Source organism: Mucilaginibacter kameinonensis (genome assembly GCF_003675385.1).
In the GTDB taxonomy this organism is placed as follows: Bacteria; Bacteroidota; Bacteroidia; order Sphingobacteriales; family Sphingobacteriaceae; genus Mucilaginibacter; species Mucilaginibacter kameinonensis.
The window spans coordinates 90,804-115,762 of record NZ_RCWZ01000008.1; the positions used below are offsets into that span (position 1 = coordinate 90,804).

Consider the following 24,959-nt stretch of genomic DNA (forward strand, 5'->3'; position numbering starts at 1 on the left):
AATGACATAAAAATGCATTGATATAAAACAAAGAAACCGGCTTTCCGCCGGTTTTTTCGTTTTATATCAATTTCTTCACCTTGGTTTCGGGAGTGATCTTAAACCCATCCAAACCGCTAATGAGGTTAAGGCCGGGGGTTTTGCCAACTTCGAGTGTACCTTTCTCATCGTCGATACCCAGGTACTCGGCACCATTGCGGGTACCCCATTCAACAAGGCGAGGTAAACTTATCGACGGGAATTTTTGCTGAATGGCACGCATCTCGCTCAGGATACATAATTTATTATTAGATGCGAGGCTATCGGTACCCAGGGTAATATTAAAGCCCTGATCAACAAAAAGATCTATCTTAGGTAAACGCCCCTCAATGTAAAGGTTGGCGTTAGGACAAAAACACCAATTAATTTTCCTGTCAAACCGTTTGATGAAATAAATATCTTTCAGGTTGGTACAGGTATTATGCACCAGCAACACTTTTTGTTTATTGGTAAGCAGCGGAATGATGGATTGTACCGAATTACGGGCCTGGGGCTTAAAGTAGGATATATCCATACCAAAATGCTCGTATAGCTCTAAAAAGGCGCCAAGTTTATAACGATAAAATTTATTTTCATCCTCACATTCCTGGTTGTGAATGCTGATGAGGTTATCGTCGGCAGTATCACTATGTTTCTTGATGAGCTTGAACAACTCCTTTGATACCGAATAAGGAGCATGGGGCGTTACCGAGCATGAGCCGGGTTTAAATTCATTAACCAAAGCCAATGCCTTTTCAAAAACCTCGTTGGCCTTCTCGGGTAAAAAGCCAAAAGTTTCAACAAAGGTATGGTGGTACAACTTGCTTTGCTTTTTCATCGCAACACTGTTATTGGTGTTGGAGATATCGCCAACGGCTACAATGCCGTTATCATACATTTCCTGATCGGCTTTAGCTATGGCATCAAGAACCTCCTGCTGATCGGCATTACGTAAAGATTGAATATCCTTTATAAAATTTACCAGACCGCCTTTGGGTTTTACTTTATCTTTTAAATGAGAAAGTTCGGTATGGCAGTGGGTATTGACAAAGCCGGGGCAGATGATACCGCTTACCTGCTGTACATTCCCGCCGGGGGACTTGCTGCTATCGGAAACGGATATGATCTTACCATGATCATCAACAGTGACTACTCCATTTTTAATCGGATCGGCATAAATAGGAAAAACGTAATCGGCTCTAAAACTTTTCATTAAAATTTAAACTTGGTATCGTAACACATAACGTTTTTCAAAACAAACTATCCTGCAAAAATAAGTACAATTAACTTTTAGTTATTGTTTTTTATTCAGCCAAAAAGAATGACTTTAAAAAAAGATAGATTTTTTTAAATTTAAGTACTTTTGCACTGTGAACAATACAAAAGATAAAATTGACATCCGTAGCCTGAGTCTGAATGCTTTACAGGAGCATTTCATCCGCATGGATGAAAAAGGCTTCAGGGCAAAACAAGTATATGAATGGCTTTGGAAAAAATCTTGCTTTTCTTTCAACGAGATGAGCAATATTTCAAAAGAACTCCGTGCTAAACTGGATGCAAATTTTGTAATTAATAATGTAAAAATTAATTCTTCACAGGTTAGTGCTGATAAAACTATAAAAAATTCTTTTATTTTACACGATAACCACTTAATTGAGGGTGTTTTGATTCCCACCCCCGGCCGTATGACAGCCTGTGTATCATCACAGGTAGGTTGCAGCCTCACCTGTAAATTTTGCGCTACCGGCTACATGGAGCGTAAAAGAAATCTTAACCCCGACGAAATTTACGACCAGGTAGTTTTGATTGATCAGCAGGCGCGTGAAAACTACGGTCAGCCTTTATCAAATATTGTTTACATGGGTATGGGCGAGCCGCTGCTTAACTATGCCAATATGATGAAATCAATTGAGCGCATCACCTCCGAAGATGGGCTTAACATGGCAGCCAAGCGTATCACCGTATCAACTGCCGGTATTGCCAAAATGATCAAAAAGCTGGGCGACGACCAGGTGAAGTTTAACCTTGCCCTGTCCCTGCATGCCGCAAACGACGAAAAGCGTAATACCATTATGCCTATCAACGAGCAAAACTCGTTAAAGGCCCTGGCCGAAGCTTTAAAATACTACTACGCCAAAACCAAAAACCCAGTAACCTACGAGTACATTATTTTTGATGGTGTAAACGACGGCATTCAGGATGCTATGGAGCTGGCCAAATTTTGCAAGCACCTGCCCTGCAAGGTTAATATCATTGAATATAACCCCATTGCCTTTGCAAGCTACATTAACGCCGGCGAAGATAAGGTTGAAGCATTTGCCGATTACCTTACCAAACAGGGTATCAACACCCACCTGCGCCGAAGCCGCGGTAAAGATATTGATGCTGCCTGCGGACAGCTTGCCATCAAAGAAAAAGATAAACTGGCCGAAGTTTAAAAAATCCGCCTTAAATTGAGGGCATGAAATTACTGCGTGCCTACCTTGCCGATTTTGCCGCGTTGCTGTTTCCGGAGCTTTGCCCGGCTTGCCAGGCAAGTTTAGTGGCAGGGGAACACATTATTTGCAGCGATTGCCGTTTTAATTTACCTTTTACCAATTTTCATCAGCAGCCTGCCAACATTGTGGCCCAGCAGTTTTGGGGTAAAATACACGTTGAGGCTGCCTATGCGCTTTATTATTTTCATAAAGGTGGCAAGATCCAGAACCTGATGCATCATTTTAAATATAAGGGCATGCAGCAGATAGGCAACCTCCTTGGCGCTATTGCCGGCGCGCAACTGGCTTCAAATGACATTTTCAGCTCGACTGATCTCATTATCCCTGTCCCCTTGCACAAACGCCGCCTGCGCGAACGCGGTTATAATCAAAGTACCTGCTTTGCTCATGGCCTTGCCGAGAAACTAAATGCTTCGGTTGATGAACATAGCCTTGTGCGAACGGTGGCTACCAAAACACAAACCCAACGGTCGCGCTTTGCCCGGTTTGAAAATATGCAGAATGTATTCGCTGTTAAAGATCCTGCCGCACTTGAGGGCAAACATATTTTGCTGGTTGATGACATTGTAACCACCGGCTCAACCCTTGAGGCCTGCGGAGCGGAATTGTTGAAAGTTCCCGGAGTAAAATTGAGTATTGCCGCGATTGCTTATGCGGTGTAGAAGTGTATTAAAGCTTTATTTTCCATGTCATTGCGAGGAGGAACGACGAAGCAATCGCATGCTATACAGAGCGGCCGTGCTTCCGTGCGGTTGCAACGCTTCGCTTGCAATGACATAGCTTTTTACCTACTGCTGCTGATACCTGCTTAGTTTATCGTAAAGCACCCTCGGGTCGAAAGGTTTTAGGATGTAATCATTCATACCGGCGTTGTTGATCTCGCCCATTTGGTTGCTGAGCATGGAAGCGGTAAGTGCGATGATTGGCAATTGTTTGAAATAAGGATCTGTTTTAGAACGGATAATGCCTGTGGCTTCCAAACCGCCCATTTCGGGCATGTGGATATCCATTAGCACTACGTTATAGCCGCGGTTGGCTTCAACCTTTTCAATAGCTTCAATGCCGTTTTCAGCAAAATCGGCATGAGCACCCCACTTCTTTAATATTTTATTGATAAGCAAGCGGTTTATCTGGTTGTCGTCTACTACTAAAACGTTTATTTTAAGTCCTTCTTCCACGTTATTATTTTTTCTCTGTTGCTTTATATCAGCTTTTTTAAATCCAATGGTAAACCAAAATGTCGAACCTTTTCCCGGTACACTATCCACGTTTATCCGCGAATCATGTAATTCAATCAGGCGTTTACTGATAGCCAAACCTAAACCGGTACCGCCATATTTGCGGGTAGTATCGGCATCGGCCTGTTTAAATTGTTCAAATATTGTACCCAGTTTGTCTGCCGGGATACCAATGCCGGTATCAGTTACGGCAAACCTGATGCGTACATCCCGCTCCGTTTCCTGAATAACCTTTAAATCGATGTTAACGCCGCCATTGTTCGTAAATTTAACCGCGTTACCAACTAAGTTAAGCAATATCTGGATAAGGCGTGTCCGGTCGCCAATCACCTCATCGGGAACAACCTCCTCAACGCTTTTGCTAATATAAATCTTTTTTTCGGCAGCCTTAAACTGCATCGAACTTGTTATACTATTAACCAGTTCGCGCAGGTTAACCGGGGATTTTTCAAGTTCAACATTGCCTGTTTCAATTTTAGTCAGATCCAGCACATCGTTAATCAACGTCATGAGGTTCTCGGCCGAAAACTTAAGGATATTCAGGTTTTCCTTTTGCGATTCGGCAGGGTCATCATCCAGCAATATGTGCGACATACCAATTACGGCATTCAGCGGCGTACGGATTTCGTGACTCATCACTGATATGAACATATCTTTGGCCCGGTTAAGCTGTATTGCTTCCTCTCTTGCTGAAATAAGCTCAATTTCGGCCTTCTTCTTTGCCGTAATATCGATGATTACTTCAATGTATTTGTCAACCTCGTTTTTACTGTTCAGTATAACAGAGTTGATAACCGAGATCCACAAAGGCTGCCTGTCCTTGCGGTAAACCAGCAGGTCGACCTCAAATGATTGTTTTTGCCGGGATAGCTCCCTGGCTTTTTGTATGATGGATACATCGGTAAGCTCCCCCTTCAATATATCGCCCAGGTGCACATCTTTTACATCAGCAAGCGTATAACCTGTAATATTTTCAAACGCGCGGTTAACCCACTCTACCTTACCATCGCTGTTATTGATCACCACACCACTGGTGGTATTGCTTGCCACTAAACTCAGCTGCTTCAACTGCTCTTCGGTAGCTTTACGCTCGCTGATATCAACCATCACCCCTATCTGCCGTTCAACCTGGCCGGTTTCGTTAAGCAAAGGGCTATTTGAGAGGAAAGCCCAGATAGGAGTTTGATCTTTTTTATAGATCTTGATCTCTACCTCGTACGAACGCTTTTCTTCAACTGCTTTAACAGCATCTTTAAAAACCTCCAGGTCGGTATCCTCACCCAGCAACATGGTGCCAAAGGCCCGGCCCTGCATTTCGGTAAATGTGTAGCCTGTTATGTTTTCAAGGGCCTCGTTCATCCAGATCACCTTACCCTCGGCATCGCGGATCAGGATACCGCTTGGTGATTTACGTGCCGCGAACGATAATATATCAACTTCCTGTTCGGCCAGTTTACGTTTGGTGATATCTATAATTACCCTGATGGATTTATCAACGCTACCATCGGTATTATAAATGAGCGAATTCATTACCGAAATCCACTTTGGCGAACCATCCTTTGCATTGAAAGAAAGTTCTACCTCGTACGATACCTTGTTACGGATAGCCTCTTCCAGCTTTTCCATAGCCTCAGGACTTAACGGCTTCCCCTTTATAACATCACGCAGGCGAAGTTGCTTAACATCTGCATAAGCATAACCCGTTATATTTTCAAACGCGTCGTTTGTCCATAATATCTGGTCATCGGCATCACTGATCACTACCCCATTGCTCACCTTACTGGCCACCAATGAAAGCAGTTCAAGATCCTGGGCCACCTGTTTCTGATAGGTAATATCTCGCCCGCTGGCAAACCATTTATCGTCTTTAAAAGTTACCGACCAGCTTATCCACTTATTATCCCCTTCAACAGTAATTACTGGAGTTTCAATTTCAAACTTCCGTTGTTGTTTGCTGATCCCCTTTTTCAGCACGGCCAATGATTGTTCACGCGCCTCCTCCGGAAAAAAATTCCAGATAAGCATCCCGCATACCTCGTCTGCGGAATAACCTAAAACAGATTTTACCGCGCGGTTAATATGTCCAATCTTAAAATCCCTGTCCATAATGCAATGGATATCGGGCGAACTATCAAAAAGGTCATAAAATTCTTCGCGAACGGCAAGGCTTTGTTCCAGCTTAAGCTTTTGCTTGCGGAGCTCCAGGTGAGACATTACCTCATCGGCCAGTACACGTAGGGCGTCGCGCTGTTCGACAGTAAGCTTGCGGGGTTTGGTATCAACTACACATAATGAGCCTAAACGGAGACCATCGGGATTAATCAGTGGCGCACCGGCGTAAAAGCGTACGCCCATTCCGTTGGCAATAGGGTTATCTCTGAATTCTTCATCTTCTTTCGAATCTGGAATTTCAAGAAGCGCGTCAGATTGGATGGTGCGGTTACAAAAAGCGTCGGCGCGGGGTGTTTCCTCCGCGTCGACGCCGTATGTTGATTTAAACCATTGCCTGTCGGCATCCAGCAGCGTAATTAACGCTATAGGAGCCTGGCATATATAAGAAGCTAAACGCGTAATAGCGTCATACTCCTTTTCGGGCATGGTATCCAAAACATGGTATGATTGGAGCGCGGCTAAACGCTTATCTTCTATGTTTGATGGATCTTCCTGCCTTGGTGTCATTTTTTATTCTGAGTCCTTATCTCTGTACAACGGAAAATCGTACATTAACTTGTGAACCCTTTTACGGATTTTTTTGATAGAATGTTCATTTTCAGGATCAGAAATTACAGCATCTATCAATTCCACAATGTGCTCCATGTGTTTTTCCTTCATGCCACGGGTTGTAATAGCGGCAGTACCCACACGGATACCTGAAGTTACAAATGGTGATTTATCATCGTAAGGCACCATGTTTTTGTTCACGGTGATATCAGCAGTTACCAAAGCATTTTCTGCTGCTTTGCCGGTGATGTTTTTATTACGCAGGTCGATAAGCATTAAGTGGTTATCGGTACCGCCAGAAATGATCTGGTAGCCCAATTTCACAAATGCCTCGGCCATAGCATCGGCATTCTTTTTAACCTGTACAATGTATTTCATGTAGTTTTCGCTCAAAGCTTCGCCAAAAGCAACGGCTTTAGCAGCAATAATATGCTCAAGCGGACCACCCTGTGTACCCGGGAACACAGCCATATCCAACAATGACGACATCATCCTGATTTCGCCTTTTGGAGTTTTATGGCCCCATGGGTTTTCAAAATCCTTACCCATCATGATTAAGCCACCGCGTGGGCCACGTAATGTTTTGTGGGTAGTGGTAGTAACAATATGGCAATGCGGAAGCGGATCGGTTAACAAACCACGTGCAATTAAACCGGCAGGATGTGAAATATCGGCCAATACCAAAGCACCAACCTCATCGGCTACCTTACGGATAAACTCATAATCCCAATCACGTGAGTATGCAGAAGCACCGGCGATGATCAGTTTTGGTTTTTCGCGCAGGGCAACTTCTTTCAATTGGTCATAGTCAACCAAACCAGTTTCTTTATTAACCCCATAAAAATGAGGCTCATATAATTTACCCGAAAAGTTAACAGGCGAACCATGCGTTAAGTGACCACCATGAGAAAGGTCAAAACCTAATATTTTATCGCCCGGCTGCAATACCGCAAGCATAACTGCTGCGTTTGCCTGTGCACCAGAGTGTGGCTGTACGTTAACCCACTCGGCATTAAACAATTGCTTAGCGCGCTCGATAGCTATGGTTTCAATTTCGTCAACCACCTGGCAGCCGCCATAATAGCGCTTGCCCGGTAAACCTTCGGCATATTTGTTGGTTGCAACAGAACCTGCAGCTTCCATAACCTGCCTGCTTACAAAATTCTCAGATGCAATAAGCTCAATGCCCTCTTCCTGGCGTTGTTGCTCTTCATCCAATAGCTTAAATATCAGTTTGTCTCTTTTCATTGTGTGTTTTTAACGGCGCTAAGTTAGCGAAAAAGATAGATTTGAGATATGAGATATGAGATTTGAGAGGTAAGCAATGTTAGATTTTACTTATTCAAAAGTAAACACAATATTATTTGCTACTCAACTCGTTACAACGAACTAATTACTGCGAAATAGACACCAAGCTTAAAACAGGTAAAGGCTGATATATGTAGGATTTACGTATCTTATTTCATGAATACATCAAAGTTTCATTTTAAGCACATGTAAACGATTTGTTAATTATGGATTTTTATTTTCCTCAACCAGGCCTTAACTTCCTCATGTGCCTGTTTTTCCCGTTCGCCCTGTATAACAAAATAAACGCCGTCGCGTTCAATGCCGCCTTTGGTGGTAAAGCCATCTAATACCTTGCTTTTGGGGCACAGTTCTTTTACCGTTTCAAAAGTGCTGCCAATGCCATAACCGGCATTGGTATTAAATGGAACGCTTGTTTTTCCGCTCAGGTCATATTGCTTCAGGAAGCTTTTTACAGGAGGCGGCAATTTCATTCCCCAGGTAGGAAAGCCAACGAACACCACATCATACTGATCGATACTATCGATTTTTGTTTTTAACATCGGCAAATAGCCGGTTTCATTTTCTTTGGCAACCTGCTGTACAATGGTCTGGTAGTTTTCAGGGTACGGCTTCTCCAGTTCCAATGCTACCAGTTTTCCCCCAACCTCATCGTGGATGATAATGGCTATGGCCTTTGTGTTATTGGTGCGGGACAGGTATACAATCAGCACTTTTTTTGTTGATATAGATTGCGCGTTAGAACAGGCAGAAATACTGCAGAGCGCAATTAAAATCAAAGCAAAACACACTTTTTTCATACGCCCGATTTTTATTTCTTGGCCGGCACTTCTATCTTAACCGGCCGTAGCAATTGTGAAAAAGTGAGGGATCCCATCTTCCATTTACCGTTTTCTTTAACGTATACCTCTGTCACCATGAAAGCATGTACAACTTCGTTTCCGCCTACTACCGCCAGCAAGTCGATATCATTTAACAGGATGGCTGTGTTATCCAAAATATTTACTGAAGTGGAGTAAACGTCTGCTTTCTTATACCAGATCCCTCCTGATTTGATTACGTTGAGCTCCTGTTGTTTCCCCCAGCTTCCACCCATATGAACAAAAACGGCTTTTTCATCAAACAGCACATTTAGCGAATCAACATTTTTGTCGGCCATCCAGGCCCATTTGGTTTTAGACAGGTTAATGATCTCCTGCTCAGCTTTTGTAGGTGCAGGCGATGTATTTTGTGTTTGCGCACCGGCTAACCGCACCCCGGCAATTAGCAGGAATAATGTGATAATTGATGCTCTCATGATTTTACAGGATTTATTGGTATTAATAAACTATTTCGCGCTGTTATATTCCGCGTCGGTTACCCTTTGCAGCCATTGGGTTTTATTTGTTGCCCCATTGGTGCTAACCGCAATGTAAGTGAAGGCTGATTGGGGCGATGCGCCGTGCCAGTGGGCTACACCGGGAACACATTTAATCACATCCCCTTTATGAACCACCTGAATTGGCTTTCCCTTTTCCTGGTAATAGCCGGTGCCTTCGGTAATCATCAGAATTTGCCCGGCCGGGTGGATATGCCAGTCGAGTTTAGCACCAGGCGCAAAGGTGGCCGTTGCTATATTGCAATCAATTACACTATCGGCCTTATTTAATTCCCTGAGCCACACATCCCCTGTATGGTTATTGGTTTTAGACAATTCGCCTTTTGTGAAGATGGCGGCCGTTTGGGCCATCACGCGGTTAGAAGCCACAACTCCCAACAACATCAATACATACAATACTTTTTTCATGGTTTTTTGCAGGTTTAATTATTCAATTTTCTTTCTCCAAGCCATTTCACCATTGCCGGATCGCGATGGTCAAAAAAGCTGCTTGTTTTAGTATCCAATGTTTTAATAGCATCCATATCTTCGGCGCTCAGTTCAAAATCGAAGATGTTGATATTCTCTTCCATTCGCTCTTTGCGTACCGACTTGGGAATGGCCACCACCCCCCTTTGCGTAAGCCAGCGGAGGATAACCTGGGCTATTGATTTATTGTACTTCCCGGCAATGGATTGCAATAGCTCATTATGAAAAATATTGTTTTTGCCCTCGGCAAATGGGCCCCACGATTCTATTTGTACCCTGTTATCAATCATGAACTGCTGCGCTTCATTTTGCTGATGAAAAGGGTGTGTTTCAACCTGGTTTACAGCCGGAACAATCTCGTTATGGACGATAAGGTCAATCAACCTGTCGGGGTGGAAATTACTCACACCTATAGCTCTTACCTTGCCTTCTTTATACAAATCTTCCATTGCCCGCCATTCGCCGTACACATCGCCATATGGCTGATGCATCAGGTATAGGTCCAGGTAATCTAACTGCAGCTTTTTCAATGAACTTTCAAAAGCCTTTTTTGCCCCGGCATAACCGTCCCGCTGAATCCAAAGCTTTGTAGTAATAAATAATTCTTCCCTGGCTATACCGCTTGCTTTGATAGCCCGGCCTACAGCTTCTTCGTTCATGTAAGACGCTGCGGTATCAATCAAACGGTAGCCTGTGTCAATGGCATCGCTTACACTTCTTCCACACTCTGCCAGATCCGTTACCTGGAATACACCAAATCCAAGAATTGGCATTTCGACACCATTATTTAATTTAACTTTTTGCATAGCTGATATTTACTAAGACAAAGTTGAGGCCTTTTGCCTGTAGAAACAGGATACAGATTACGGATGTTTATACCATTATTACTGATTGGGGCAATTGCAGTGTCAACCCATTGATTAATAGCGTAAATTCGAAAATTAAAACAGAGTGAATATGGATAGCATGCGCCGTTTCAATACAATAAGTGAATATAATGCATTTAACAACAACGAAACCAAACACCCATTGGTAAGTGTTGTCGATCTGTCCAAAGCCGATCCAAGGCAGGGCTCTAAAATGTATTTCGGCTTTTATATTGTGTTTTTAAAAGATGTTAAATGCGGCGATATGGTGTATGGCAGAAATACCTACGACTACCAGGAAGGAACATTGGTTTTACTTGCGCCGGGGCAGGTAGCCGGTATAAACAGCAATGGCGAAACCTATCAGCCAAAAGGTAATGCCCTGGCCTTCCACCCCGATCTCATACACGGCACTTCGTTAGGCAAGCGAATCCACGGATACAGCTTTTTCGGCTACCAGTCGAACGAGGCATTGCACCTGTCCGAGCGTGAAAGGAACATCGTTTTAGATTGTTTCTCCAAAATAGATTATGAACTGGAGCGGGGCGTAGATAAGCACAGCAAACACCTGATTATTGCCAATATTGAATTGTTTTTGGATTACAGCACCCGTTTTTACGACCGCCAGTTCATCACTCGCGATCATGTGCATCAAGGCATTTTAGCAAAGTTCGAAAACCTGTTGAACGATTACTTTGGATCAGACAAGCCGCAAACTATTGGTTTGCCTGCCGTTGCCTGGTGTGCAGAGCAACTGAACCTTTCGGCAAACTACTTTGGCGATCTGGTTAAAAAAGAAACCGGCAAAACTGCCCAGGAATATATCCAGGCTAAACTGATTGACATGGCAAAGGAGAAAATCTTTGACGGAAATAAAACCATCAACCAGGTGGCTTATGAATTAGGATTTAAATACCCGCAACACTTTGCCCGCCTGTTTAAAAAAAGAGTAGGCCATACACCACAGGAGTACCGGTCATTAAATTAAAAAACAAATGCTTATTAGATAAATGAGTTTTGTCTGTGATAAGTATCAAGGTATCGCCAGCGTGAGATTGGTGATTTAGTTGATTACCGAATGGTAACAGTGTTCCGGGCTGAGATCCGGAACATTTTTAATTTATATGTTTAAAAAATTGAAAGCATAAAGCTTCTACATCAGTTTCAAAAAAGCGCCGAATTTTAGGCTTTTAGCCTTCTGCTTCCAGCTCGCCTTTAGGCGAAATCCAGAAATTATTATACCCTAATCCTATCTGAATGTCTATCAAATCCTGCTGCAGCATTTCAAGCACTGCTAAAAAGTTGTATACAAAATGCACCTTGTTTTCAGACTCTTTGGCTATAGCCTTAAAGTCGAGCATTTTATTGATCCGGAGCAGATCGGCAACCGCCTTTTTTTGCTTTTCGATAGTATAGGGATACTGGACAACCGTGTGTTTTACTTCCTCGCTGCGGCGCGTAAAATTGCGGAGCATCCGCTCATAAACCACCATCAGGCGGTAAAGGGTTAGTTCAGATAGTTCTTCGCCTGGAACGGCCACTTTTTCAACTTGCTCAAGGTCATGCTTGATATTGCCGCGCCTTTCCTGTTTAAAGCGCTCATCTTCCATGGGCCTTATCTCTTCGCAAACCTCCTTGAACTTTTTGTATTCGATGAGTTTCCTGATCAAGTTTTCTTTGGTATCCGGATCATCACCCGCCTCTTCGGTACCGTAACGCGGCAATAACATTTTGGCCTTGATACGCATAAGCGTTGCAGCAACGAAAATAAACTCGCTGGCAATTTCCATATTAAGGCTCGTCATCTGGTGCAGGTAGTTCAGAAAATCATCAGCGATTTTCGCGATTGGGATATCGTGAATATCCAGTTCATCGCGCTCAATGAAAAACAGCAGCAGGTCAAACGGGCCTTCAAACTGGGGTAACCTAATGGCAAAACTATCGTCGGTCATAAAGGGTCAAAAATAAACATTTTACAACATCAAATAATTACAAATCAGCCGCCTTTACCAAACCCTTACTTGTTGTACGGATATTCATTAATCCAGTGAAAGCCACGATTATTCAGCCTGAACTTATTCAGATCAAATTTTTCAAGGCTGATATGAAGCGAATCAATGCCGTACTTCCCGGTCAAAATCAAATTGGTTTTGCCGGATTCCGCATAATTAAAGTAGTATTTATTTACCGTATCGGCATCAGTAAACATCACTATGGTATGCGCTTTAATATCTGATCTAAAAGTGTAATTTTCCGTACTGTCATTCATCTTTTTCACCATGGCACGGCCCGAAGCGCCTACCATCAGTTTACGCCAGCGGTTGATGTTAGTAGTTAAGGGAGCAACAGTATCCTTATTTAACACATAGGTTTGAATATCATAAATGCCATAAAGATGCGGCTTTACAGCAGCATCGCCGTATTGCGTGGCTGCTTTGATATCATCATTGATATTTGACACCAACAGATAAACCAGCAAAATATATTTAAAAACGGAAAGCGTAACATTTTTCCATTTAAGCCGGAAACGATGTGGTTCAATCTCCGACGGAGGCGCGGTCTTATTGAGGAAAAAGAAGTTGATAAGCCTACTGGCATCCTTTGAAAGAAGAAACAGCGACATAAGCACAAGTGTGGTCGACAATAATTTAACAGGCACATCAAAGCAGTAATTGATGGCCATAATATTACCGGCAACTACCAGCCCCAACACAGCGCCCAGCGTGGTAGTTTTGCGAAAAAACAGCAATAGCCCGCAGCTTACCTCAGCTATACCAGTAAAATAATTGAAGCCCCTTGAGTATCCCATGTATGTCCAGGCCAATCCCATAGGTGACGCATTACCTATTGATTGCACCAGGCGACCAGGTGACGGCGAGGGAAACTGCAGCTTGATAACCTTTACAAATCCATAACTAAGCATGGTTATACCCACATAATACCTTACAATAACGCACAACCAATAAAACAGCTTATTATAATTCCGGGACCTCCTGTCGGCAATTGACCATATTAGGGTTCCTATTGCTGCAACAGTTGCTATAAACAAAATGATCAGGTAATCGTAAGTAGTATCACCGCTGCCGTTAGTAAAAACGGTTATGGGTTGTCCTAAATGCAAAACGTGTTGGGCCAGCCATGGAATCAGCGTATGGAACGGTTTAATGTAGTATTCGGCGATAACTTCCGTGTACGGCAATACACCATTTGGATTAAAAATAATGTACAAAGTAAACAGCTGCAGGATAAACCTAAAAGCTATTTTTTGCGGGGCCGACCAATAAATCGGGCTGGCATTTGTATCAGTCATAAATTATAACAAGGTCAATGGTTTGAGGAAAGCTAAATATAATAATTTGCGGTAGCATCTGTGAGCTAAATGTTTATAGCCTGTAGCCATGAGGCTATTATTGCTCTTTACACCGCATTCGGCGCAGTCGCAAAACAATTAATACATTTATATGTCCTTATTTTAACAATAATTACCTTATTTTGCAGGTTAAATATCCTTACGAATGTCAATGCAGGTACCGGCCGGGAATTTATTACAAAAAATAAATTATCCATCTGATTTAAAGCTACTTAACGAAAATGAGCTTGAACAGGTATGCAAAGAACTACGCCAGTATATTATTGACGTGGTATCCGTTAATGGCGGGCACTTTGCCGCCAGCCTGGGTGTAGTTGAACTTACGGTAGCTCTACAATATGTGCTTAATACCCCTTACGACCAGTTGGTTTGGGACGTTGGCCACCAGGCTTATGGCCATAAAATACTTACGGGCCGCCGGGATGAGTTTCATACAAACCGTATTCACGGTGGTATCAGCGGTTTCCCAAAACGTTCGGAAAGTGAATATGATACATTTGGTGTAGGCCACTCATCAACGTCAATATCTGCGGCGCTGGGTATGGCTGTCGCCTCTCAATACAAAGGTGAAACCGATAGGCAGCACGTAGCTGTAATTGGCGATGGCGCTATGACTGCGGGTATGGCTTTTGAAGCCCTTAACCACGCAGGTATCGAGAATTCAAACCTACTGGTGATCCTGAACGATAATAACATGGCCATCGATCCTAACGTTGGCGCATTGAAAGAATATCTTACAGACATCGCCATCTCAAAGCCATACAACCGCTTCAGAGACGATATTGCGCATGTATTGGCCAAACTATCATCTATTGGCCCTGATGCGTTTAAAATCGCTCAAAAGCTTGAAAAAAGCATTAAAGGCACCCTGCTTAAACGCAGTAACTTTTTTGAAGCACTTAAGTTCAGGTATTTTGGCCCCATCGATGGGCACGATGTAAACCACCTGATAAAAGTGTTGAAAGACCTGCGCGATATTCCAGGGCCAAAACTGCTGCATTGTATCACGGTAAAAGGTAAAGGTTATGCCCTTGCCGAAAAAGATCAGACCAAATGGCACGCCCCCGGTTTGTTTGATAAAATTACCGGCGAAATCAAGAAAACTAAATACGACAAGCCTCAACCTCCTAAATTCCAGGATGTGTTTGGGCATACCATAATTGAACTGGCTGAGCAAAACCCAAAGATCATGGGGATCACTCCGGCCATGCCTTCAGGTTGTTCATTAAACCTTATGATGAAGGCTATGCCAAACCGTGCGTTTGACGTGGGCATTGCCGAGCAGCATGCCGTAACTTTCTCCGCGGGTTTAGCCACCCAGGGACTTGTTCCGTTCTGTAACATTTACTCCAGCTTTATGCAGCGGGCTTATGACCAGGTGATCCATGACGTAGCTATACAAAAACTCAACGTTATATTTTGCCTTGACCGTGCCGGTTTTGCCGGCGCTGACGGTGCTACACACCACGGCGCTTATGACATGGCTTACATGCGTTGCATACCAAACATGGTTGTGTCTGCCCCAATGAATGAGGAAGAACTTCGTAACCTGATGTTCACTGCCCAGCAGGAAAACATGGGGCCATTCGTGATCAGGTACCCTCGTGGCAACGGTGTTATGGTTGACTGGCAGCGTCCGTTTAAAGCAATCCCAGTAGGCAAAGGCCGCAAGGTTTGTGATGGCGACGACGTGGCAATCCTTTCTATCGGCGCCATCGGTAACGAAGTAGTTAAAGCAATTACCGAACTTAATGCCGAAGGTTATAACCCGGCCCATTACGATCTCCGGTTTGTAAAACCGCTTGACGAAACTTTATTACACGATGTATTCAGCAAGTTTAATAAAGTAATTACCGTTGAGGATGGCTGTATTGAAGGTGGCGCGGGTAGCGCGGTGCTTGAATTTATGGCAGATAACGGTTACACCAATATACAGGTAAAACGCCTGGGTATTCCGGATACCTTCATTGAACACGGCGACCAGCCCGAGCTTTGGGCCGATTGTGGTTTTAATGCCAACGGGATAGCCGAGCAGGTACGCAACATGGCCGAAAAAAGGGGCATGAATACTATCGCGTCTTAACGTTCGCATTCTCAAAATAGGGACATATCATTTTTGACATATGGACGGGATACTTTATATTGAAAATTTCATCAACGATCCCGTCCAACTTTTTGATTTCCTGGTAACGAATATCAGTTGGGACGAGCGAATGGCTGCCCGTAAAACGGCCAGCTATGGGGAATCCTATAACTATTCGCAAATTAGCTATCCTTACCAACAGTTGCTGCCCCAATTAGAAGCTATTGTAGATAGCCTAACCCCTTTCATTAATTTTACCGCTAACAACTGCCTCTTAAATTATTATTTAGACGGGAAGGCTAAAATGGGTTATCACTCCGACCAAACAGATATTCTATACCCGAACACAGGAGTGGCTATAATTTCTGTAGGAGAAACTCGCACTTTAAGATTTCGCAATATCGAAAACAAAGACGAGTTTGTGAATTACGAACTAACACCGGGTAGTCTGATATATATGACACAAGAAGTTCAAACAAAATGGCATCACGCTGTTCCGTCCTCGGATACAGAAAACGGGAGAATAAGCCTTACTTTTCGAAAAATCAAAGCATAGCCGATGTGATAATCGGTCATACTTTATGTTAATAGCTTAACAATTGCATTTGAAACCTTTATCAAGCTTGCGCTTTTTAATGTACCGGCCGTGCGTAATATTATCTTTTTATCAGCTGTAAAAATACGCGAAGGACGAATATTTGAAGCCACAGGTAAAGATCCTCTCGCGAAATCTGTCTGATCAATAGCGATAGCATAAGCATCTTTACTTTGCTGACTTGTTATCTGACATAAAATAATGTCATCACCCTGCAAGTCAGCTAATACCAAGGCAGGCCTTTTCTTGCTGCCCGATAAATCAGAAAAAGGAAATGGAATAACTACGATGTCCCCTTTTACAAATCCTGCCATGCCTCATCTTCGTCTGCTGTCAACCAGCTTTTAGCTAACACTGTCTCAGTAGCAAAATGAGTAGATATATTGTCCATACTTTCCGCAGTATTATCCGCTTCCTCAATGGTAAATGCAATAACCTCTACCTGCTTGCCAACAAATTCTTCTGGTAAGCTGATTGATATATTACGATTACTTGGCTTAACAACTGTCCTGATCATAATCAAATATACTAAAAGTAAAGGTCTATCCCGAAATTCTAATTACTATCAATGAGCCTTATAACTTGCCAAATCGTTGTATATGGCACGGAATGAACTGCGGATACCAAAAGTCAGCATAGATGTTTTATCATTAAACTGATCATTTTTATCCCTGCGAATTAAACCACCCAGTTCAAACCTCAAGTTATATTTAGGGTTAATTAAATAAGCCACTTTTCCTTCAAGATAAACCATGTTGGTGGTTAAGCCTTGTCCTGTATAGTTACCATATAGCCTCGCCGGATCCCGATAACCCTGATAAGGATCCTTACCATAGTTTAGGCCGTTAACATCGAGGCCATAGTGGCCATAGTCAATCTCCCCTGTAAAGTCAAACCTTTTATATGAATAATTTAGCAAGCCTACAGCCTCCCGAAAATTAGCGCCCCATGGATGCCCGATTGGCTCACCGTTTTCAGTGTAATTAATCACTGAAGCACGTTCTGAGTAGGTATAAGGCTTAACATTATTTGTTTCAAGCAAATAGTTTAAACCTTTAACATTAAACAGATTTGCGCCCCTTATACCCAACTGAAATCCATATTTATTACGCGAACTGCCCTTACTTGAAAAAAAGCTTGATGACTCAAACTCGTCAAGCGCAAACTGTCCGTAAGCGGTAATGCCATCTGTTAATTTATACTTGGCGGTAAAACCAATCAAAGCATTATCCGGCGAACCATTTGAGGCCTCTACAGGCCTTAAAAATATCACCGGGTTTACATAAGTAAAATCAAATCCCCGCTTATTGCCCAGATCATCTTTGGCAGCCCAAATCACGGCGTCAAAGAAACCAAATGACAACCTGTTGGTTACATTCCAGTCCAGGTAATGGAACACGCCAAACTTCTTTCTGTCGCCATTATCTACCTTTATGGAAAGCGGATCATCGAAATAAGTCCACATGGCCATATACCGCACATTGCCCAGTGTTGCGGTCAGCTTAAAGAAAGGGTATGGTGACGCGTAATCAGATAATAACAATGAACGGTAGCCATCGCCAACAAAGGTTTTATCACGACCGGCACTGATGTTCAAAAACTTTACCGGTGTATAAGAAACATTGGCTGTGATGTATGACCAACGGTATTCGTTACCATAAATACCCGCATACGCCTGTCCGGGAGCTATGCCAACCTGGTTAACGTAAGTTTGCAGGTAATTGGGCAATACGGCACGGTTTTCATAACCGGCAACATTATAGGAAAAGTTTTTACCGAAAGTTCCGCCAAACTGGATGCCCAGCGTACCAAAATTAGTATTCTTTTTCCCGGAGAAATCGCGGCTGACATTAAAATCGGGTAACAGATCGGCGTAAAAAGTAGAATTGCTGCTTTTCACATCAATCTGATGCTCGTTAAAAAAACGACCTTTAAGCCCGTTCAGGTTCATTAATGAATCGTAGTGCTCCTTCAAAAGCGAATCGTCAACCATAAAAGGCTTTAGTGAACTATGTACCCTTGTTTTGGTTGAATAAACATCCTCATTAAGTTTTTGGTAAAACTGGTAATTGTAAGATTGATATTCGGACTGTGCTTCCGCCAATCCACTTATCAAAAACAGTAAGATTATGCTTGTAAATATTCTCTTCATATGTAGGTTATATGTTTTGGTCGTTGATTATTCAAAATAATTAAGCGTGTTAAAACCGCCTTTTTTCAGGTATTCGTCTTTTTTTACCAAATGCAGATCGGCAAGTACCATATCGGTTACCAGCGCCTGCAGGTCATATTTAGGTTTCCAGCCCAATTTATTATACGCTTTGGCAGCATCACCAATTAACAGATCAACTTCCGTTGGCCTGAAATAACGGGGATCAACCTTAACTACTGTCTGCCCAAATCTCAAGGCATCCAAATTCAATCCAAGCGTAGTGGCACGTTCCTCATCAATATCAATGATCACGCCACGTTCGTTTTCATCCTTCCCGCTAAACTCAACTTCTATACCCAGTTCCAAAAATGCCATCCTGATAAAGTCGCGCACGGTGGTTGTTACACCTGTCGCTATTACAAAATCTTCGGCAGTTTCCTGCTGCAGCATCAGCCACATGGCTTCTACATAATCTTTGGCATGCCCCCAATCACGTTGCGCCGAAAGATTGCCAACATACAGGCAATTTTGCAGGCCAAGCGCTATTTTGGATGCCGCACGTGTAATTTTACGGGTAACAAAAGTTTCACCCCGTACCGGGCTTTCATGATTAAAAAGGATCCCGTTACAGGCATACATGCCATAAGCTTCGCGATAGTTAACTACAATCCAATAACCATATAGTTTTGCTACAGCGTACGGTGAGCGAGGATAAAAAGGGGTAGTTTCGCTTTGCGGTACCGCCTGCACCAGGCCATATAGCTCGGATGTGGAAGCCTGGTAAACCCGCGTTTTTTTTGTAAGATCAAGAAGCCGGACTGCTTCGAGAATGCGTAAAGTGCCAACGCCATCAGCGTTAGCAGTATATTCGGGTGTTTCAAAGCTCACTTTCACGTGGCTTTGGGCGGCAAGATTATAAATTTCGTCGGGCTGAACTTCCTGTATCAGTCTGATCAGGTTAGTTGAATCAGTAAGATCACCATAGTGCAGCTTGAATTTAACATTAGGCTCATGCGGATCATGGTATAAATGATCAATCCTGTCTGTATTTAATAATGACGAGCGGCGTTTAACTCCATGCACCTCATAACCCTTTTTCAGCAAAAATTCTGCTAAATAAGCGCCATCCTGCCCCGTTATTCCTGTTATTAAAGCCTTTTTCATTAATAAATAGCGTACATGTATTGTGCAATACAATAATATCCAATTTTATTGTAATTACGTCCATAACGCTTAATATATAAGACAGGCAGCGATTAATGCTACTGTTAAATGACTGATAAGGATATTAAAATAAGGTACCGGACAATTAAATTCCGGCTACGGTATCTTCCAGTTCCTGGTACCAATCGGCACCGTATTTACGGATAAGCGGATCTTTCAAAAATTCGTGAACACGTACTTTCAACTCATCGCCAAATGAACATGCAGGGCTGCAGATATTCCACCTGTCATAGTTTAAAACATCAAACTCGGGGTATGAGGTAATACGGATAGGATATAAATGGCAGGAGATAGGCTTTTTCCAGTTAACGGCACCTTCTTCATAGGCTTTTTCAATACCACATTTGGTAATGCCGTTTTCCCATATTACGTAAGCGCACTCTTTATTGGTATCAACACAAGGAGTTGTATAATCACCTTCAAAATCGGTTACATATACGCCGTCCTGCTCAATGGTTTTGATGCCTTTTGCAGTAAGATAAGGTTTCACTTTAGGGTAGATCTCTTTCAGGATATCAAGTTCGTCGGCATTAAGCGGGGCACCAGAATCACCTTCAAGACAGCAGGCTCCCTTGCACTTATTTAAGTTACATACAAAATTTTCCTTTACTACATCTTCGTGCAGTAACACATTGCCAACCTCAATCATCTTTTTAAAATCAATCTTTAATAGGGTTTAACGGATACTTAAGTCCCGATGCCGATTTCAGGTCCATCGTTACACTACCAATCAGCACTTCAACATGGGCTTTTACCGGTATCCTGTTTTTATCATTAGTTACCCAAAGGTACAACTTACTGTTCTTCCGGAAAATACGTCCCGGAATAATTGCTGGGCTAAATTTAAGACAATTAAACTTACCAAGCGAACACTCAACCGTTTCGGTACCCACATAGGTTATCTGCATACTGTGAAAGCCATCCTCCAAAAAGTATTGCAGATCAAACGTATCACCCTCGTGCAGCTTTGAAACATCAATAGCCCGGGCGAAATAATAGGCCGATACAAAATCAAAAGACTCTCCCTTATACCCGAATGTTCCCTTATTCGCCGTTACCTTTTTATCCTTCTGATCAAAGGTAACATTATCTGTATGCCTGTATTTGCCTTCCCTCCTGTTCTCGGTATAAAAATAAGGCATCAGCGTTGTTTGATCAACGTATGATTCATAACGGTTACGCACCTTGTAAAACAGGTCGAAAGAGCCCGCGGTTTTACCCTCAGCAACAAGATGGAAGGTTGGGCGATCATTATATTTTTTATCGCTGGCCTCTACCTTGATGGTAGCCTCGGCAGCGGTAAAAAAACCATACTTCATCTTGTAATCCAGTTGTTCGCCAGCCTTGAAAATCGATTCATTGATCTTCTTCAACTCCTGGGCAGATACCCCGGAACAACAGACTATAAAAAGCAGTATAGTAAAAAAATATTTATTTATCAGCAGTTTTTTCATTGATTAATAGTCCCTTTTGCGGGACTGGTGATAAGACAACTGCTATTATAAATGGTTTAAACCTATTTTTATTGCGTACTGCAGCTTAAAAACTTAGTCCTTACGCTTATAGATTGGCACGGTTGAGCATGGCTCACCAAACATGAGACTTTTTACCACAGCGGTTAACTTCTTAGTGATCTCCACATAAGCAGATGTTGGCACTTCCGTATCGCCGCAACCTTTCAGCACAATGCGTTGCCCGCGGTATTGTTCAAAATCGGCTTTGGCTATTTCCTTTTCAAAAAGTACAGTTTCAAGCACCTCCTTATCGCCAAAAACTATTTCACGGGCGTAAGGGGCCATACGATTAGCAAGCAGCATGTACGCCCATGCAGGTACAATAGCGTCGGCAGAGCAGGTAATTCCTACGTTCTTGCCCTCGTATTGCGCCCAGTCATGTTCTTTTATAAAGTCCCTGAAATCCTTCTCCTTTAAAATAAGGCCGTGGAAAAGGTTATCTTTTATATCGTATATAACGCGATCCCCTGCAGGATAAAAGTCTGCCGGGTCTAAGGTAACCAAGCCACTCTGCGCTACCTTATTTACTATGTTTTCCTGGATATCCATACCGTTTATCATGAAAGCCAAAAGCCGAATGCGTGGAGCCTAAAGCTGCTTAGCTTGATTTTAAATATTAATTATTTGCCCCTAATAACAGGCACTATATAAAACAAAAAATCCGGGAACGGCTTAACGCTACTCCCGGATACAAATTTACTTTAAATTTTATTTAGAAAAATTTAGCTCTGTTATCTTTTACAATTGCATTATCTTTTAATGCATCCAGAACTAAGCCTTGTGAACGTTGTAACAAGGCCTGGCCAATTTGTTCTTTTTGTTTAACGGCATTACCAAGTGCAGGTGGGTTAGTGAAACCATTAACCACAAACACATAAACACCTTGAGTACCGTCAACCGGTTTTGAAATTTTGTTAACCGCAGAACCAAATACAGAACCAATAACTTTGTATTCTGCAGATTGGCCAGGGATGATCGGGTTAGCGAAAACAATGTTTTCAACCGGAACTACTTTACTGTTTACTTTTTGAGCAACCTGATCGATAGAAGAGCCACCACCAAGGGCCGAATCAAATTTCTCTTTCAGTTGTTTTGCTTTAACCTCGTTACGCACCATTGGCTCAATTTGCTTTTTAACAGCTTCAAGAGCTAAGGTACCTTTAGGCTTGATCTCGGTAAGGCGGGTTACGATATATTGGTCACCTACAGTAAATACTTTATCAGTGATATCGCCTTTTTCGGCTTTGTAAGCCCATCTAACTACATCACGGGCGTTATCCAAACCTGGCAAACCAGAAGCAATAGCGGTAACATCTTCGGCAGTACGTGATTTTAAACCTTCTTTTTTAGCCTCAGCTTCAAAGTTATCAGATGTTAACGAAGCTAAAAATGCTTGTGCTTTGCTGTAAGCTACAGTTTGGGTTTTGCTGCTTGCAGTTAAAGGTTTATCAACCACACCAACTTTAACCAGTTTTACAGAACCTTTTTGATCTTCAACCTGGATAACATGGTAACCAAATTGCGATTTTACAACAAGGATATCGCCTTTGTTTGCTTTGAAAGCAGCATTGTAATATTCAGGAACTAATGCGCCCTGGCCACCACCCATAACGCCATTGGCATCAAATGATGGAATTTCACCGCCTTTTACAGCGCTGCCTTTATCGGCAGAGAAAGTTGTTGCCAATTCGGCAAATGACTTACCGCCCTGGATTAATTTTTTGATTGAATCGGCTTTAGCTTTTGCTTTATCCTCGCCACCTGCAGATGCAAGGTCGATCAGGATGTGCCTTGTTTTAACTGAGTCAAAAGTAGTTTTGCTGTCAACCAGTTTTGCTATTTTGTAGCTACCGTTTTCAATGTAAGGGCCGTATACGAATCCTTTGGCAGCGCTAAACATGGTTGTATCCAGTTTAGGATCAAGGCTACCTTTACGCTGATAAGCTAAAGGCGCTTTTGTTTCGGCATTGATCTGAACAAAAAGCGAATCGTTATTAGTTGTCTTAAATTCGTTCGCTAATTTTTCTGCCTGTAGTTTAACTGCAGCTGAATCTTCTTTTGAAGGAGCGGCGTTAAAAGTAACGTATTCAAAATCCCTTAACTCCTGTGGAGTTTTGAACTGAGCTTTGTGAGCATCGTAATATGCGCTGTAATCTCCATCGGTTAAAGTAACTTTAGCGTCGGGGATTGAAGCGTAATCAAGTGATACATATTTAAAGTTAACCAGCTTGTTTTTTGCTTCGTAGTCATCAGTAGCTTCAAGCGAGTTTACATAAAGGCCATTGGTAACCAATGTCATGTATTTGGTTGCTTTTTTAGCTTCAATTAAATCAACAACAAAGTTATGCCATGCTTCTTTTTGAGCAGGATCGGCTTTACCTGATTGAAGGTAGGCTTTAAACTGGTTGTACTTGCTGCGGTCAAACTGGCCTGTTTGCTGATCGGCAAACTGACGGGCAATCTGAGGGTCGGGATTATTGTCGCCAATCATCACGCTCATTTCGTCGTCACCAACTGTAAGGCCAAGTTTTTCAATTTCTTTGCCTATTAGCATCTGGCTTAAATACTGGTTCCAGGTAGTTTCCTGCAAATAGCTTGCTATCTGCGGAGAAATGCTCTGTCCCTGCTGTTTGAACTGCGCTGAATTTTGCTCCAGCTTTTCGTTGAATTTGTCATAGGGCACTTTTTCGCCGTTTACAACGGCAAGCTCGTTACTATCGTCCCTGAAAAAGGAACCGCCCGATCTTACAACTTCGCTCACAATAAATGCAAGCAGCGCGAGGCCAATAAAGAATGCGAGAATCTTCCCCATTCTTTCGCGCAAAAAACCCATTATACCCATATTACATTTATAATTATTCTATTCTTTTTTAAAGAGGGCGCAAGATACAATTTTTACTAAAATTCTATAACACAAAATTTTCGTTAAAAAAAGTCATTATTGTGTCGCTTTTTCATCCACATGAAATATGCCCGTACTACTTTTAAAGGAAGGATTTAATAGCTTGTCATCGCTTTCAAAGGTATCACCGTTCATGACATTGCCTCCGCTAAGGGTGGCTTGTACCGGTTTATTGGAGTAAACACGTTTGGTTACCTGGTCCCAAAATAATTCTTTTGATTTAAAGGTTTCGCCTTTGGCATTGGTTGCAACCACGTTGCCGTGAAATTCTATGAGCTTTTCCTTCTCCCGCTGAATGCCGGTATCGGCAATGATATTTCCCGCAAAATCGCCTGTGGCCCGATCATAATAATCGATCTTGACACCTTTAGGCATAATTTTATAAGGCTTCTTGATCTGATACTCAACCATAAGCGGCGCCGTAAGATGGATCTCCACTTTGGTCGAATCGCTCATGATCACATCGAGCCCGGTAGTGCGCTGGGCCACGGTATCAACTTCATTAGCCGATATTTCCCTAACTTTTTTCAGATCGTTTTCGCACGAGGACAGGAAAGCCGCCAATGGCAACAATAACAGGCATAATACCGGTATGTTAACTGCAGAGCGGCTCATGACAGCGAA

General features: G+C 42.6%; 23 protein-coding genes. 5 read left to right on the forward strand and 18 right to left on the reverse strand.

Going from position 1 to position 24,959, the window contains the following annotated elements; genetic code table 11:
• Window positions 1–61: 61 nt before the first annotated feature.
• Window positions 62–1,231 (reverse strand): amidohydrolase family protein, encoded by a 1,170-nt coding sequence (locus EAH55_RS29775; RefSeq protein WP_121812899.1) that lies wholly within the window; start codon window positions 1,229–1,231, stop codon window positions 62–64.
• 157 nt (window positions 1,232–1,388) lie between these two features.
• On the opposite strand from EAH55_RS29775, the gene rlmN reads away from it, so the two are divergent.
• Both rlmN and EAH55_RS29785 read left to right on the forward strand, forming a co-directional pair.
• The gene (gene rlmN / locus EAH55_RS29780; RefSeq protein WP_112575638.1) at window positions 1,389–2,456 is read left to right on the forward strand and encodes a 23S rRNA (adenine(2503)-C(2))-methyltransferase RlmN; all 1,068 of its coding nucleotides are present in this window, start codon (window positions 1,389–1,391) and stop codon (window positions 2,454–2,456) included.
• Between the two features lie 23 nt (window positions 2,457–2,479).
• Window positions 2,480–3,178, forward strand: a complete 699-nt coding sequence (locus EAH55_RS29785) for a ComF family protein (RefSeq protein ID WP_121812900.1) — start codon at window positions 2,480–2,482, stop codon at window positions 3,176–3,178.
• 126 nt (window positions 3,179–3,304) lie between these two features.
• Here the strand turns inward: EAH55_RS29785 and EAH55_RS29790 are convergent, their stop codons facing one another.
• From EAH55_RS29790 to EAH55_RS29815, 6 genes are all read right to left on the reverse strand, one after another.
• Window positions 3,305–6,433: a PAS domain S-box protein gene (locus EAH55_RS29790; RefSeq protein ID WP_121812901.1), complete on the reverse strand. Its 3,129-nt coding sequence runs from the start codon at window positions 6,431–6,433 to the stop codon at window positions 3,305–3,307.
• Between the two features lie 3 nt (window positions 6,434–6,436).
• A complete protein-coding gene (locus tag EAH55_RS29795) occupies window positions 6,437–7,723 on the reverse strand; it encodes a serine hydroxymethyltransferase (protein WP_112575641.1) in 1,287 nt (428 codons plus the stop codon).
• Between the two features lie 260 nt (window positions 7,724–7,983).
• On the reverse strand, window positions 7,984–8,583 hold the full coding sequence (locus tag EAH55_RS29800) for a flavodoxin (RefSeq protein ID WP_208644984.1): 600 nt from the start codon (window positions 8,581–8,583) through the stop codon (window positions 7,984–7,986).
• Between the two features lie 11 nt (window positions 8,584–8,594).
• Window positions 8,595–9,080 (reverse strand): nuclear transport factor 2 family protein, encoded by a 486-nt coding sequence (locus EAH55_RS29805; protein WP_121812903.1) that lies wholly within the window; start codon window positions 9,078–9,080, stop codon window positions 8,595–8,597.
• Window positions 9,081–9,110: 30 nt separating this feature from the next.
• Complete coding sequence (locus tag EAH55_RS29810; RefSeq protein WP_121812904.1) at window positions 9,111–9,569, reverse strand: cupin domain-containing protein; 459 nt, start codon at window positions 9,567–9,569, stop codon at window positions 9,111–9,113.
• Between the two features lie 14 nt (window positions 9,570–9,583).
• The gene (locus EAH55_RS29815) at window positions 9,584–10,435 is read right to left on the reverse strand and encodes an aldo/keto reductase (protein ID WP_121812905.1); all 852 of its coding nucleotides are present in this window, start codon (window positions 10,433–10,435) and stop codon (window positions 9,584–9,586) included.
• Window positions 10,436–10,586: 151 nt separating this feature from the next.
• Between EAH55_RS29815 and EAH55_RS29820 the strand changes: the two genes are divergently transcribed.
• The gene (locus EAH55_RS29820; protein WP_121812906.1) at window positions 10,587–11,483 is read left to right on the forward strand and encodes a helix-turn-helix domain-containing protein; all 897 of its coding nucleotides are present in this window, start codon (window positions 10,587–10,589) and stop codon (window positions 11,481–11,483) included.
• 202 nt (window positions 11,484–11,685) lie between these two features.
• Here the strand turns inward: EAH55_RS29820 and EAH55_RS29825 are convergent, their stop codons facing one another.
• Window positions 11,686–12,447 carry a segregation and condensation protein A gene (locus EAH55_RS29825; protein ID WP_121812907.1) on the reverse strand — a complete coding sequence of 254 codons (762 nt, stop codon included), beginning with the start codon at window positions 12,445–12,447 and terminating at the stop codon, window positions 11,686–11,688.
• Between the two features lie 65 nt (window positions 12,448–12,512).
• Window positions 12,513–13,805: a hypothetical protein gene (locus tag EAH55_RS29830; RefSeq protein ID WP_121812908.1), complete on the reverse strand. Its 1,293-nt coding sequence runs from the start codon at window positions 13,803–13,805 to the stop codon at window positions 12,513–12,515.
• 211 nt (window positions 13,806–14,016) lie between these two features.
• On the opposite strand from EAH55_RS29830, the gene dxs reads away from it, so the two are divergent.
• Complete coding sequence (gene dxs / locus EAH55_RS29835) at window positions 14,017–15,948, forward strand: 1-deoxy-D-xylulose-5-phosphate synthase (RefSeq protein WP_121812909.1); 1,932 nt, start codon at window positions 14,017–14,019, stop codon at window positions 15,946–15,948.
• Between the two features lie 40 nt (window positions 15,949–15,988).
• Window positions 15,989–16,504, forward strand: a complete 516-nt coding sequence (locus EAH55_RS29840; RefSeq protein ID WP_121812910.1) for an alpha-ketoglutarate-dependent dioxygenase AlkB — start codon at window positions 15,989–15,991, stop codon at window positions 16,502–16,504.
• Between the two features lie 23 nt (window positions 16,505–16,527).
• Here the strand turns inward: EAH55_RS29840 and EAH55_RS29845 are convergent, their stop codons facing one another.
• The 9 genes from EAH55_RS29845 to lptC form a co-directional block, all read right to left on the reverse strand.
• The gene (locus tag EAH55_RS29845; RefSeq protein WP_114941578.1) at window positions 16,528–16,857 is read right to left on the reverse strand and encodes a type II toxin-antitoxin system PemK/MazF family toxin; all 330 of its coding nucleotides are present in this window, start codon (window positions 16,855–16,857) and stop codon (window positions 16,528–16,530) included.
• Entirely contained in the window at window positions 16,842–17,060 is a 219-nt protein-coding gene (locus EAH55_RS29850; protein WP_121812911.1) for a hypothetical protein, read from the reverse strand. The genes EAH55_RS29845 and EAH55_RS29850 overlap by 16 nt, the downstream gene beginning before the upstream one ends.
• Window positions 17,061–17,108: 48 nt before the next feature.
• Window positions 17,109–18,695, reverse strand: a complete 1,587-nt coding sequence (locus EAH55_RS29855) for a gliding motility protein RemB (RefSeq protein WP_121812912.1) — start codon at window positions 18,693–18,695, stop codon at window positions 17,109–17,111.
• A 27-nt stretch (window positions 18,696–18,722) separates the two neighbouring features.
• Window positions 18,723–19,859 carry a GDP-mannose 4,6-dehydratase gene (gene gmd, locus EAH55_RS29860; RefSeq protein WP_121812913.1) on the reverse strand — a complete coding sequence of 379 codons (1,137 nt, stop codon included), beginning with the start codon at window positions 19,857–19,859 and terminating at the stop codon, window positions 18,723–18,725.
• 145 nt (window positions 19,860–20,004) lie between these two features.
• Window positions 20,005–20,568: a DUF3109 family protein gene (locus tag EAH55_RS29865; protein WP_121812914.1), complete on the reverse strand. Its 564-nt coding sequence runs from the start codon at window positions 20,566–20,568 to the stop codon at window positions 20,005–20,007.
• A gap of 10 nt (window positions 20,569–20,578) precedes the next feature.
• Complete coding sequence (locus tag EAH55_RS29870; RefSeq protein WP_121812915.1) at window positions 20,579–21,373, reverse strand: DUF3108 domain-containing protein; 795 nt, start codon at window positions 21,371–21,373, stop codon at window positions 20,579–20,581.
• 93 nt (window positions 21,374–21,466) lie between these two features.
• Window positions 21,467–21,982 carry a DUF2480 family protein gene (locus EAH55_RS29875; protein WP_121812953.1) on the reverse strand — a complete coding sequence of 172 codons (516 nt, stop codon included), beginning with the start codon at window positions 21,980–21,982 and terminating at the stop codon, window positions 21,467–21,469.
• 163 nt (window positions 21,983–22,145) lie between these two features.
• Window positions 22,146–24,275 carry a peptidylprolyl isomerase gene (locus EAH55_RS29880; protein ID WP_121812916.1) on the reverse strand — a complete coding sequence of 710 codons (2,130 nt, stop codon included), beginning with the start codon at window positions 24,273–24,275 and terminating at the stop codon, window positions 22,146–22,148.
• A gap of 96 nt (window positions 24,276–24,371) precedes the next feature.
• On the reverse strand, window positions 24,372–24,950 hold the full coding sequence (gene lptC, locus EAH55_RS29885; RefSeq protein WP_121812917.1) for an LPS export ABC transporter periplasmic protein LptC: 579 nt from the start codon (window positions 24,948–24,950) through the stop codon (window positions 24,372–24,374).
• Window positions 24,951–24,959: the final 9 nt, after the last annotated feature.

Bases quoted from the DNA above. Each gene is read 5' to 3' on its own strand.
- EAH55_RS29810 (WP_121812904.1), bottom strand. From the start codon at position 9,569: ATGAAAAAAGTATTGTATGTATTGATGTTGTTGGGAGTTGTGGCTTCT.
- EAH55_RS29850 (WP_121812911.1), bottom strand. From the start codon at position 17,060: ATGATCAGGACAGTTGTTAAGCCAAGTAATCGTAATATATCAATCAGC.
- EAH55_RS29845 (WP_114941578.1), bottom strand. From the start codon at position 16,857: ATGGCAGGATTTGTAAAAGGGGACATCGTAGTTATTCCATTTCCTTTT.
- EAH55_RS29855 (WP_121812912.1), bottom strand. From the start codon at position 18,695: ATGAAGAGAATATTTACAAGCATAATCTTACTGTTTTTGATAAGTGGA.
- EAH55_RS29800 (WP_208644984.1), bottom strand. From the start codon at position 8,583: ATGAAAAAAGTGTGTTTTGCTTTGATTTTAATTGCGCTCTGCAGTATT.
- EAH55_RS29790 (WP_121812901.1), bottom strand. From the start codon at position 6,433: ATGACACCAAGGCAGGAAGATCCATCAAACATAGAAGATAAGCGTTTA.
- EAH55_RS29805 (WP_121812903.1), bottom strand. From the start codon at position 9,080: ATGAGAGCATCAATTATCACATTATTCCTGCTAATTGCCGGGGTGCGG.
- EAH55_RS29830 (WP_121812908.1), bottom strand. From the start codon at position 13,805: ATGACTGATACAAATGCCAGCCCGATTTATTGGTCGGCCCCGCAAAAA.
- EAH55_RS29880 (WP_121812916.1), bottom strand. From the start codon at position 24,275: ATGGGTATAATGGGTTTTTTGCGCGAAAGAATGGGGAAGATTCTCGCA.
- EAH55_RS29815 (WP_121812905.1), bottom strand. From the start codon at position 10,435: ATGCAAAAAGTTAAATTAAATAATGGTGTCGAAATGCCAATTCTTGGA.
- gmd (WP_121812913.1), bottom strand. From the start codon at position 19,859: ATGAAAAAGGCTTTAATAACAGGAATAACGGGGCAGGATGGCGCTTAT.
- EAH55_RS29795 (WP_112575641.1), bottom strand. From the start codon at position 7,723: ATGAAAAGAGACAAACTGATATTTAAGCTATTGGATGAAGAGCAACAA.
- EAH55_RS29825 (WP_121812907.1), bottom strand. From the start codon at position 12,447: ATGACCGACGATAGTTTTGCCATTAGGTTACCCCAGTTTGAAGGCCCG.
- EAH55_RS29785 (WP_121812900.1), top strand. From the start codon at position 2,480: ATGAAATTACTGCGTGCCTACCTTGCCGATTTTGCCGCGTTGCTGTTT.
- EAH55_RS29775 (WP_121812899.1), bottom strand. From the start codon at position 1,231: ATGAAAAGTTTTAGAGCCGATTACGTTTTTCCTATTTATGCCGATCCG.
- lptC (WP_121812917.1), bottom strand. From the start codon at position 24,950: ATGAGCCGCTCTGCAGTTAACATACCGGTATTATGCCTGTTATTGTTG.
- EAH55_RS29840 (WP_121812910.1), top strand. From the start codon at position 15,989: ATGGACGGGATACTTTATATTGAAAATTTCATCAACGATCCCGTCCAA.
- EAH55_RS29870 (WP_121812915.1), bottom strand. From the start codon at position 21,373: ATGAAAAAACTGCTGATAAATAAATATTTTTTTACTATACTGCTTTTT.
- EAH55_RS29820 (WP_121812906.1), top strand. From the start codon at position 10,587: ATGGATAGCATGCGCCGTTTCAATACAATAAGTGAATATAATGCATTT.
- EAH55_RS29875 (WP_121812953.1), bottom strand. From the start codon at position 21,982: ATGGATATCCAGGAAAACATAGTAAATAAGGTAGCGCAGAGTGGCTTG.
- EAH55_RS29865 (WP_121812914.1), bottom strand. From the start codon at position 20,568: ATGATTGAGGTTGGCAATGTGTTACTGCACGAAGATGTAGTAAAGGAA.
- dxs (WP_121812909.1), top strand. From the start codon at position 14,017: ATGCAGGTACCGGCCGGGAATTTATTACAAAAAATAAATTATCCATCT.